Genomic DNA, 10,194 nt, shown 5'->3' with positions numbered 1-10,194 from the left:
GTGATCACCATCGCCGACCACGCCCTCAGCCGCCTCGTCGCCCAGACCAAGCCCCACATGGGGGAGAAGTCCGACGTCGAGGCCGTCCAGAACATCACCTTCGAATACGAGCGAGGCGTCCTGTACGCCATCGCCACCAACCGGTTCACGCTCGCCGTGTCCCGCACCCAGGTCACCGGCGGAGACGACCAGCCGTGGTCGGCCATCGTGCACCGCGGCCAGGTGCCCGAGCTGGAGGCCGCAATCCGACTCCTCGACGCCAAGCCGGTCACCCTCGAGCGCAGCGGCGACCAGCTGATCCTGTCCGGCGAGTCCGGCAGCCGCATCGCCATCGGCCTCAGCCCGTTCGCGAAGCTGTCGTTCGACTGGCGCACGGTGATGCTGGCTGCCATCGAGCGGCCCGCATCCGACGCCCAGATGGCGATGACGCCGAAGTTTTTCGGCGCTTGGAAGAACCTGCCCGGCCCGGTGCAGATGTGGTCGACGGGCGAGGGCAAGCCGACGCTGATCGTCGCCGCCGACTTCCTCGGCGCCCAGATGCCAGTCCGGCGTGACGGCGAGGACGACACCCTGCGCCGCGAATTGGACGCCTGGCTCGCTGCCCGCCGCGAGGAACCCGCTCAGCCGGCCGCTGCCTGAACCGCAACCCCCCATACGCCGCGTGAGCGCCTCCCCCTCGCGCTCCGCGGCCTCCGAGGCGGCTCGCCCTGCACCCCCCGTCCGGGGCGAGCCGCCACCCCCAGCACACCCTCAGGAGGGTCACATGAGCCTCAGCAGCCCCACGACGGGACTGTCCTTCCCATCCGGCGCCACAGTCGTTCTCGGCCCGGACGCGCCCAGCGACGAGTGGCACGCCATCCGACAGACCGGCCTGGGTGGATCAGATCTGCCCGCGATCTGCGGCCTGAACATCTACACCAGCCCGCTGAAGGTCTGGTTCGCGAAGCGCGGCCAGGACGTAGCCCGCCGCAACGACCCCGTCCTCGACGAGGCTGCTGAGAACGGGCACGACCTTGAGCCATTCGTTGCCGGCCGCTTCACCAAGAAGACCGGCCTGCCCATCATCGAAAACCCGGGCACGCTCCGCCGCCCCGACATTCCCTGGGCCCTCGTCAACCTCGACCGGGTCACCATCGAGGACGGCGAGATGGGGGTTGTTGAGCTCAAGACCCGTTCCAGCTACGCCCTGAACGATTGGCTCGACGAGATCCCCGTTGATGTCCAGGTTCAGATGCAGTGGCAGATGGCTGTCACCGGCTGGCAGTTCGGCTACGCGGCATGCCTGATCGGCGGCCAGCGGACAATCGTTCACCGTCTCGACCGCGACGAGCAGATGATCGAACACCTGCTGGAGATCGCCACCGAGTTTTGGGGCTGGGTGGAGGACGGCGTGCAGCCACCCATCGACGGCTCTGTCTCCACCGGGCAATTCCTCGACCGGCTCTACGCGAACGCCACCCGCAAGGACGTCATCGCCGACGCCGCCGAGGTCGAGAAGTGGCTGGCCATCCGGCGTACCGCGCACGAGCAGATGGCCGCCGCCGACATCGCCGCCACGGACGCTGACAACCACCTGAAGGCGCTGGCCGGCGACGGCACCGACGTCTACATCCGCGGCGAACTCGCCTACACGTGGCGGCCCCGCAAGGGCCAGATCAGCTGGAAGACCGCCGCCCTCGAAGCCGACCCCGACCTCGACCCAGAGCCCTACCGGGGCGAGCCCACCCGAGTCCTCAACATCGTCATGGAGCAGCAGTGAGCACCAGCGCCCGCAACGCCGTCGCCCGCCGCGCCGAGAACGTCGGCCAGGTCCAGCAGGCCGGCGAGCAGCCGCCGAAGCCGACCATGGCTCAGCAGATCGAACGGATGAAGCCGGAGATCGCCCGCGCCCTGCCGAAGCACATGGACGCGGACCGCATCGCCCGCATCGCCCTGACGTTGATCCGCAAGAACCCCGACCTCGCGGAGTGCACCACCGAGTCCTTCCTCGGCGCCCTGATGACCTGCTCGCAGCTGGGCTTCGAGCCGGGCTCGCCGACGCAGGAGGCGTTCATCGTCCCCTACAAGGGGGAGGCCACGTTCCAGCTTGGTTACCAAGGCATGGTGACGCTCTTCTACCAGCACCCGATGGCGTCGTCGGTGAAGGTCGAGACCGTCCGCGAGAACGACTACTTCGAGCACGAGGAAGGCCTCGAGGAGAAGCTCGTTCACCGTCCCTGCAAGACGGGACCCCGCGGCAAGGCTGTCGCCTACTACTCCGTGGCCCGCCTGATCAACGGCGGCCGGACCTTCAAGGTCATGTACCCGGCGGAGATCGAAGAGCGCCGCCAGAAGATGCCCTCCAAGAACAGCCCGGCCTGGCGGAACAGCTACGACGAGATGGCCAAGAAGACCGTCCTGCGTAACCACTTCAAGGCCCTGCCGAAGAGCGCCGAGCTGGCCCGCGCCATGGCCCACGACGGCACCGTGCGCACCGACTGGCAGCCGGACGCCATCGACGTCCCGCCCGAGTACCTCAGCGAGCCCGAGCGTCCCGAACTCGGCGCTGGCAGCAACGAGTAGCCCGAACACCGGAGGCCGCCTCGCCGGAATCGAGGCGGCCCCGTCACTCCCCAGGAGAGTACGTCATGACGCTTACCCCGGAGCAGGCCCGCCAGCAGGCCAACAAGCAGCTGGCCGCCCTGTACGCCACCGTCACCGACTGGACCGAGGCCCTCTTCGACCAGGCCCTGCTCGCGATAGCAGGCACCGGCCGGCCGTTCTCCGCGAACGACCTGTGGGTCGTGCTGCCCGAGACGGGACGGGCCGCCTGCGGCCTGTACTTCGCCAGCATCACCCGCCGTCGCACCCCGCAGGTGCTGACCCGGATCGGATTCGAGCCGTCGGTCAACCCGCGGGCGCACGGCAAGCCTGTCAACGTCTACCAGCTGACCGCTGCTGGCCGGGAGTTCATCAAGGACCGGCAGGCCGCCCGCGCCAAGAAGCAGCGGGCAGCCTGATGCGCCGCCTGATCGAGCTCCCCGTCTGGGTGCTGGGCCTCACCGTCCTCGCCGCGGGTGCCGTCGGCGGGGGAGCGTGCGCCGCGATCGACCTCGCCATCAGGGCCCGCGGGAGGCGGCCGTGATCACCCGCTGGATTGCCCTCGCCATCCTCGCCCCCGGCGCCCTCATGGCCGCCCGCACCCTCTGGCGCGAACGCCGCCGCACCAACACCCAACCCACCGCCAGCCGGGAGGAGAAGCCGTGAGTTCCAACCCCGCCAAGGGCCCCCTCATCGACGCAGAGCCCGCCCGCCGCCACGTCCGCAACCTCATGGCCGCCGGCGTCTCCGTCCAACGCATCGCCGACCACGCCGGTATCAGCTTCGCCGTCGTCAGTGGCCTGCTCTACACCCGAGGCCCCAACCGCGGTCCCGCCCAGAAAATCCGCCTCATCAACGCCAAGCGCATCTTCAGCGTCCGCGCCGAGAACCTTGTCACCTACTACGTCGACCCCACCGGTACCCGGCGCCGACTCCAGGCATTGATGGCCAACGGCTGGCCGCAGCTCCGCCTCGGCCCCCACATCGGCCGGCACCCGATGTACGTCAACCAACTTCTTGCCCAGCCCCGCATCTACGGCGTCACCGCTGTCGCCGTGGCTGCCGCCTACGACCGGCTGTGGAACCAGGACCCTCGCCAGCACGGTGTCAGGGTCGGCACCTACAAGAAGGTCCTCGGGGTCGCCCGCGCTCACAGCTGGGCCCCGCCCGGCGCCTGGGACGACGACACGATCGACGACCCGGCCGCGCACCCCGAGTGGACCGGCTACTGCGGCACCGACCGCGGCTGGTGGACGCACACCAACGACGACATCCCGACGTGCGCACGCTGCGAGGCAGCCCACGCCGCCTGGCTGGCCGAACGCCGCGACCTCCCGGCCCGGGAGCGCTGGCGGCAGCTCGCCCTCGCCAAGGGGGCCGCCTCCAGCCGCGGCGCCAACCTCGCCCACGACGCCCGCGAACTCCTCAGTTACGGCGTCGGCATCGAACAGGCCGCTGAACGCCTCGGCGTCACCCGCCAGCACCTCCAGCAGGAACTCCTCCGTCACCCCGAGCAGGACCTCGCCGCGTGACCGCGGGCCGCCGGCCGCGCGGCCGGCCCTAGCGGCAGCACAACCGGACTCTGACGCTCCATTTGTCAGTTTCATCCGGACCATCGAGACAGCCGGATCCATGAACCGAAGGACTACCGCCGTGACCTTGGACGCCATGCCGCGAAGGGAGGTGCAGTGATGGGGATCAAACGAGTCGTCGCCGTTCTCCTTCACGCACCTGCCGACCTCACGCCGGCCGAGCGCATGGTGCTGGTCGCCATCGGCGAGAACGTCCGTGACGGCGACCCGACCCGGCTCACGTGGCCTGACTTCAACGTGCACACGCTGGCCGAGCGGACTGGGCTCACCGGCACCGGCACGCTGAAAGCCGCGCTCCAGCGACTCGGGAAGCGCGGGCTTGAGGTCCGTGTGCCGATCACCACGGACAAGAACGGGCGCCCGGTGTATGCGCTGCCGGGCAAGCAGTGCCGCTACCGCTTCCCGATCCTCGAAGGGGAGAACTCAGTCTCCCCTTCGGAGAGAGAAGGGGAGAACACAGTCTCTCCAGGGGAGAACACAGTCTCCCCAATGGGGAGAACACAGTCCCGTCAGGCGGGAACAGGTTCTCCCCCTACCCCTCCCCCCTCATCCCCTCCTCCCCTCAGCGTCCCCGCGGATCCTGCGGCGCCATCCGAGCTGACGCAGCGGAGGCAGCAGCAGGAGAGGGAACTCGCCGAGGCAGCCGACTTCCTCGAAAGCCTCCCGAGCCCGTGGACCGTGGGCCCGAGGACGGCGACCGCCATGGCGGTGGACCTGCTCGACATGACTAGACGGCAGGGCTGGGACCTCGACGACGACCTCACGGCCAAGCTCACCGAGAAGCCGGAAGGCGTCCGCAACCACCACCAGATCCTGCGGATCCGGATCGGCGACCTCCCGCGGCGGATCAAGAAGTCGGCGCCCAAGCCGTCCGCCCCGCTGCCGCCCTGGTGCGGCGAATGCGCCGACGGTGCCCCAGCTGCCGAACGCGAGGGCCGACTCCGCCTCGTCTACGACGACCAAGGCAACGGCCACCCGTGCCCCAAGTGCCACCCCGACATGAACACCCACCACGCAGCCTGAAGGAGAACCCCCAGTGGAAGACGAGACGTTCGACCGCGTCCCCCCGCAGGACATCGCAGCCGAAATGTGCGTCCTCGGCGGCATGCTCCTGTCGAAGCGGGCCATCGCAGAAGTCATCGAGGTAGCCGACGCCGACGACTTCTACCGCCCCCAGCACGAGACGATCTTCCGGGCAGTCGTCGACCTGTACGGCAAGAACGAGCCCGCCGACCAGATCACCGTCGCCAACTACCTCCGGGAACTCGGCATCCTGAGCAAGGTCGGCGGTGCCCGATACCTCAGCGAGTGCGTCGGCTCTGTGCCCACCGCGGCGAACGCCGAGTACTACGCCGAGATCGTCCGTGACTGCGCCATCCGTCGCCGCATCGTCGAGGCCGGCCACCGCATCACCGAGATCGGCTACGGCGACGGTGAGGCCCAGCATGCCAACGATGCCGCCCAAGCGGAGCTCGCAGGCGTGATGAAGGTCCACGAGGAAGCCGACTCCGCGCTCCTAGGCGAGGACCTGCCCGAAGTGGTCGCGGAGCTGGAGAAGCTGCAGAGCGAGGGCCGCCAGTCCGGACTGTCCACCGGATTCCTCGACCTCGACGCTCTCACCCACGGCCTTCACGGCGGTCAGATGATCATCGTCGCGGGGCGCCCCGGCCTCGGGAAGTCCACCCTCGGCGTCGACTTCCTCCGCGCCTGCTCGCTGCGCGATCGGCTTCCGTCGGCCTTCTTCAGCCTCGAGATGGCGCGCCGCGAGGTGCAGCACCGCATCATCTCCGCCGAAGCGAAGATCGGCCTTCACAAGATCCGTGGCGGACAGATGACGCCGCAGGACTGGGCGGCGTTCGCCAACCAAATGCAGCGACTCACCCTGGCGCCGCTCACGATCGACGCCACCCCCAACAGGACCGTTAGCCAAATCAAAGCCCGCTGCCGCCAGATCAAGCAGAAGACCGGACTGTCCCTCGTCGTCATCGACTACCTGCAGCTCCTCGAAACGCACGGCAAGAAGCGCGCCGAGAACCGGCAGGTCGAGGTCTCCGAGATGAGCCGCTCCATCAAGCTCATGGCCAAGGACCTGGACGTGCCCGTTGTGGTCCTCTGCCAGCTCAACCGCGGACCGGAGCAGCGCACCGACAAGAAGCCGATGCTCTCCGACCTGCGCGAGTCCGGGTCCCTCGAGCAGGACGCCGACCTCGTCATCCTCGTCCACCGTGAGGACGCCTACGACAGGGACTCCGAGCGCGCCGGCGAGGCCGACCTGATCGTTGCCAAGCACCGTGCCGGCCCCCTCTCGACCATCACCGTGGCCGCGCAGCTGCACTACAGCCGCTTCTGCGACATGGCGCACACGTGACCGGCGACTTCAGGGCCGAAGACCTCGAGGCCGTCATCGCAGAAGGCTCCCTCGTCGACCTGTTCACGGCGCTCGCCGGCAAGCAGATAGCCAAGCCGGAACCCCCGACGGACGACGACAGGCCGAGCTACCACATCCCGCGTCCCGGCGCCTGGCCGTGCGGTACCGCCCCGTCCGGGCCGACACCGCCACCGTGCACCCACCACCCAGCCGCCTGACCCCGCCTCCGCCACCACCGCCCGCCACACAGGCACACAGCCACGAAGGAGCCCGCGTGATCGAGCCCTATTACCGCAGCGCCGACGACCAGGTCACGCTGTACCTCGGCAAGATGGAGGAGGTACTGCCCGAACTCGACATACAAGCCGACCTGTTCGTTGCCGACCCGCCGTTCGGCGAGACCTCCCACAGCTGGGACCGCTGGCCCACCGGCTGGCTCGACGTAGCCGCCCAGTACGCCAACACCATGTGGTGCTTCGGCAGCCAGCGTATGTTCCTCGACCGCGCCCACGAGTTCCGTGCCGCCGGCTGGCGACTGTCGCAGGACGTCGTCGGCCATGACGAGGACGGTGAGCCGATCCTCGGTGACGTCAACGTCGTTTGGGAGAAGCACAACGGCACCGGCTTCGCGACGGACCGGTTCAAGCGCGTCCACGAACACGTCCTGCACTGGTACCACGGCCTTCCGTGGAGTGACGCCCACCAGGACGTGCCTCGCGTTCCGTACAGCGGCCCGGACAAGTCCGCGCGTGGCCGGGACTCGCGGACCTCGCACACCGGTGCGATCGCCGCCTGCACCTACGTCGACGACGGCACTCGCCTCATGCGCTCCGTGATCAAGGTTCCGTCGGTGCGGGGCAAGCGCCGCCACCCCGACGAGAAGCCGCTGCCGCTCCTCGACCCGCTCATCGCCTACGGCTGCCGGCCGGGTGGTCTCGTCGTCGACCCGTTCGCCGGGAGCTGCAGCACCCTCGACGCCGCCCGCCGCTCCGGTCGTCCCGCCATCGGCATCGAAGAGCGCGAGCAGTACGCGGAGAAGGGCGCCCGCCGGCTCGACGAGCCGTATGCCGCCGACCTGTTCACCACCGCCTGACCACCCGCCCTGATCACCCCTGGAGACCCGATGCCACACGACCCGCAGCCCCTCAACCTCGACGCCATCGAAGCCCGCGCCGCAGCCGCCACCCCCGGACCGTGGGGCGTCTACGAGTACGGAGGCGACAACCTCCTCGAGATCGCCGCCGACCTCGAGGACACCGGCACCGGCTACAGCGCCCGCCGCACCATCTGCCGCCTCGACGAGGAGCCCCTCGACAACGACCCCACCCACCGCGACTGGACGGCCGAAGAGGACTGGGCACAGGTCCAGGCCGACGCCGCCTACGTCGCCGCCATGAGCCCGGAGATGGCCAAGGCGATGGCCGACGAGATCCGCCGCCTCCGCGCCGAACTCGCCCGCCGTGTCCAGTGCAACGACTGCGGCGCCGTCGGCGAGATCTTCACCGCCACCGACGGCCTCGCCTACCTCGACCCGTCCGGCCAGATCGGCCACCAGCGCGCCGCCCGGCCGTGACCACACCCACACCAACCACCAGGAGGAACCCCGTGTCGTACCCCCAGCTCCTCACCCCAGAAGAGAAGCTCGCCACTGGCAAGGCCCTGCTCGGCATCCCGACGATCGTCGCCATCTGCGGCAGCACCCGCTTCATGCAGCAGATGGCCGACGCCGACCGCGAACTGACCTGGGGCGGCTACATCGTGGTCAAGCCCGGCTGCGACATGAAGACCTCGCACCCGCTGTGGGAGAACCCCGCCGAGGCTGAGGCCGGCAAGGTCCGCTTGGACGGCTTGCACCGGGCGAAGATCCGCCTCGCCGACGAGGTGCTTGTGGTCGGCGACTACGTCGGCGACTCCACCCGTGCCGAGATCGCCTACGCCCGGCAGTTGGGAAAGCCGGTCCGGTTCACCCACCCTGAGGTCGACCCCGTGACGCATGACGGCTTCGACCTCGCCGGTGAGCCCGCAGTGCACTACGGCCCCCGCGAGAAGTGCTGCGACCCGGCGTGCGAACAGCCCACGCCGTGATCGCACCCACAGCAAGGCCCGCCCGTGCAGCAACCACGGGCGGGCCGGCCCCAGCCTCCCACACCCCGACCGACCGCCCGCACCAGCCACCAGGAGCGACCGTGACCGAACAGACCGCCCGCACCATCCGCGCCCCCTGGACGCCCGAGCAGGTGACCGCGCTCAACAACTTCCAGCAGTACGGCGGCATGCACCCGTTCACGTGCGGCAACGACCAGCACGACGTGAGCGTCGTCCTGATGGCCCACCGAGACGGCTGGCACTGCTCCGACCCCGCTTGCGGCTATCGGCAGGACTGGGCGCACGCGTTCATGGCCGACCCCAGCGCGTGGCCGCGCCCGTTCGGTGACCGGCATGGTCCGACGCCCGCAGAGGCCAGCGCCGCCGCTTCTGCCGGCCCGGCGCCCGCCACCGACCGGGACACGCTGCGGGAGCGGATCGCCGGGGCGCTGTACCCGACCTACGGACAGGAGGACCGCCACCGCAGCCTCGCCATCGCCGACGCGGTCCTGGCCGCGCTGCTTGGCCCGATCCCCGCCGACACCAACGTCGCAACGTGGACCGCAATCCGCGCCATCCAGATCATGAACGAGGCAGGGCGGCAGCGGGACGAGGCACTCGCCGCCGCGCTGCCCGCGCCCGACCAGCAGACCGCCCTCGACGTCCGCCCGCAGACTCTGACCAGCCTCGCCGAGCACCTCGACGCACGAGCCGTCGCCATCCTCCGCCCTGAGAGCCAGACTTACGCCGAGTGGCAGACGGTGATCGGGTGGCTGCGTCGTCTGGCGGGCGAGGCGCAGCAGGACGGGCCGTCCGTGGACCGCGCTGCCGTCTACGCCGAGGTCGCCGATCGGCTCGCCGCTGACGCCGAGCAGGGCGACAAGGACGGCCTGACCCGGATCTACCGACGCTCCGCCGCCAAGCAGGTGCGCGGCTGGGCTGACGAACTCGCCCGCGAGGCGCAGCAGGACCCGACACAGGACGGCGAGGCGCAGTGCAGTCGCCAGTGCAGCGAGCAACACACCTACATGGGCGGCTGCGCCCTCAAGCCCCCCACCATGAACCCGATGCACATCCTCGGAATCGGAGCCGACGACGCCCCGCGGTCCGGGCAGCCCGACACGGACGAGGAGACGCGCCGTGGCTGACCTGACCCGCATCGAGTACCTGTACGCCATTGAGGCTGAGGGCTACGACGGCAACGACGACTGGCACCCGACGCGCGTCGTCCAGTTCCAGGTCACGAAGAAGACCCCGAAGCGGATCTACTACCGCACGCGGGACGGTCGGCCCGAGCGCTTCGTGGACAGGCTGGCCCTCGAACGGGACGGCCAGGTGGTCCGGAGGTCGGCTGGCTGGTGGGAGCCCGACCTGAGGGTCTACCTCAATCCACCCGTCATCGAGCAGGCGCAACCGGCGAGCCTTGCCGAGCTGAAAGCCGTCATGGCCGCCGCTCATCCCGACCGGGGCGGCACTGATGAGGCGTTCATCGCGGCCCGCGCCCGCTACGAAGCGGCACGCGTCACGTCCCGCTAGCCCGCAGCCGTCCGGGGCCGCGTGAGGCAGCGC

General features: G+C 69.7%; 14 protein-coding genes and 1 pseudogene. All 15 read left to right on the top strand.

Annotated elements, in window-relative coordinates; genetic code table 11:
• Positions 1-639, top strand: coding sequence for a hypothetical protein (locus ACIGYR_RS21850; protein WP_399600599.1), 639 nt, complete (start codon positions 1-3; stop codon positions 637-639).
• A 124-nt stretch (positions 640-763) separates the two neighbouring features.
• Positions 764-1,759: a YqaJ viral recombinase family protein gene (locus ACIGYR_RS21845; protein WP_399600596.1), complete on the top strand. Its 996-nt coding sequence runs from the start codon at positions 764-766 to the stop codon at positions 1,757-1,759.
• Positions 1,756-2,562, top strand: a complete 807-nt coding sequence (locus ACIGYR_RS21840; RefSeq protein WP_399600593.1) for a recombinase RecT — start codon at positions 1,756-1,758, stop codon at positions 2,560-2,562. Before ACIGYR_RS21845 ends, ACIGYR_RS21840 begins: the two co-directional genes overlap by 4 nt.
• 65 nt (positions 2,563-2,627) lie before the next feature.
• Complete coding sequence (locus tag ACIGYR_RS21835) at positions 2,628-2,999, top strand: hypothetical protein (RefSeq protein WP_399600590.1); 372 nt, start codon at positions 2,628-2,630, stop codon at positions 2,997-2,999.
• Positions 2,999-3,124 (top strand): hypothetical protein, encoded by a 126-nt coding sequence (locus tag ACIGYR_RS21830; protein ID WP_399600588.1) that lies wholly within the window; start codon positions 2,999-3,001, stop codon positions 3,122-3,124. The genes ACIGYR_RS21835 and ACIGYR_RS21830 overlap by 1 nt, the downstream gene beginning before the upstream one ends.
• Positions 3,121-3,246: a hypothetical protein gene (locus ACIGYR_RS21825; RefSeq protein ID WP_399600585.1), complete on the top strand. Its 126-nt coding sequence runs from the start codon at positions 3,121-3,123 to the stop codon at positions 3,244-3,246. The genes ACIGYR_RS21830 and ACIGYR_RS21825 overlap by 4 nt, the downstream gene beginning before the upstream one ends.
• On the top strand, positions 3,243-4,112 hold the full coding sequence (locus tag ACIGYR_RS21820) for a hypothetical protein (RefSeq protein ID WP_399600583.1): 870 nt from the start codon (positions 3,243-3,245) through the stop codon (positions 4,110-4,112). Before ACIGYR_RS21825 ends, ACIGYR_RS21820 begins: the two co-directional genes overlap by 4 nt.
• 159 nt (positions 4,113-4,271) lie before the next feature.
• Positions 4,272-5,195 carry a hypothetical protein gene (locus ACIGYR_RS21815; protein WP_399600581.1) on the top strand — a complete coding sequence of 308 codons (924 nt, stop codon included), beginning with the start codon at positions 4,272-4,274 and terminating at the stop codon, positions 5,193-5,195.
• 13 nt (positions 5,196-5,208) lie between these two features.
• Positions 5,209-6,540 (top strand): replicative DNA helicase, encoded by a 1,332-nt coding sequence (dnaB, locus tag ACIGYR_RS21810; RefSeq protein WP_399600580.1) that lies wholly within the window; start codon positions 5,209-5,211, stop codon positions 6,538-6,540.
• Positions 6,537-6,758 (top strand): hypothetical protein, encoded by a 222-nt coding sequence (locus tag ACIGYR_RS21805; RefSeq protein ID WP_399600577.1) that lies wholly within the window; start codon positions 6,537-6,539, stop codon positions 6,756-6,758. The genes dnaB and ACIGYR_RS21805 overlap by 4 nt, the downstream gene beginning before the upstream one ends.
• A gap of 56 nt (positions 6,759-6,814) precedes the next feature.
• Positions 6,815-7,633, top strand: coding sequence for a DNA-methyltransferase (locus tag ACIGYR_RS21800; RefSeq protein WP_399600575.1), 819 nt, complete (start codon positions 6,815-6,817; stop codon positions 7,631-7,633).
• A 30-nt stretch (positions 7,634-7,663) separates the two neighbouring features.
• Positions 7,664-8,113, top strand: a complete 450-nt coding sequence (locus ACIGYR_RS21795; protein ID WP_399600572.1) for a hypothetical protein — start codon at positions 7,664-7,666, stop codon at positions 8,111-8,113.
• Positions 8,114-8,145: 32 nt separating this feature from the next.
• Positions 8,146-8,526, top strand: a pseudogene (locus ACIGYR_RS21790) (hypothetical protein); the annotation flags it as partial.
• Between the two features lie 200 nt (positions 8,527-8,726).
• Entirely contained in the window at positions 8,727-9,773 is a 1,047-nt protein-coding gene (locus ACIGYR_RS21785; RefSeq protein ID WP_399600570.1) for a hypothetical protein, read from the top strand.
• The gene (locus tag ACIGYR_RS21780) at positions 9,766-10,161 is read left to right on the top strand and encodes a hypothetical protein (RefSeq protein WP_399600568.1); all 396 of its coding nucleotides are present in this window, start codon (positions 9,766-9,768) and stop codon (positions 10,159-10,161) included. The genes ACIGYR_RS21785 and ACIGYR_RS21780 overlap by 8 nt, the downstream gene beginning before the upstream one ends.
• Positions 10,162-10,194 lie beyond the last annotated feature (33 nt).

This window comes from Streptomyces sp. NPDC053076 (assembly GCF_044546845.1).
Lineage (GTDB): Bacteria > Actinomycetota > Actinomycetes > Streptomycetales > Streptomycetaceae > Streptomyces.
The sequence above is the reverse complement of the archived record's forward strand: the minus strand, read 5'-3'. Positions and strand labels throughout refer to the sequence as shown.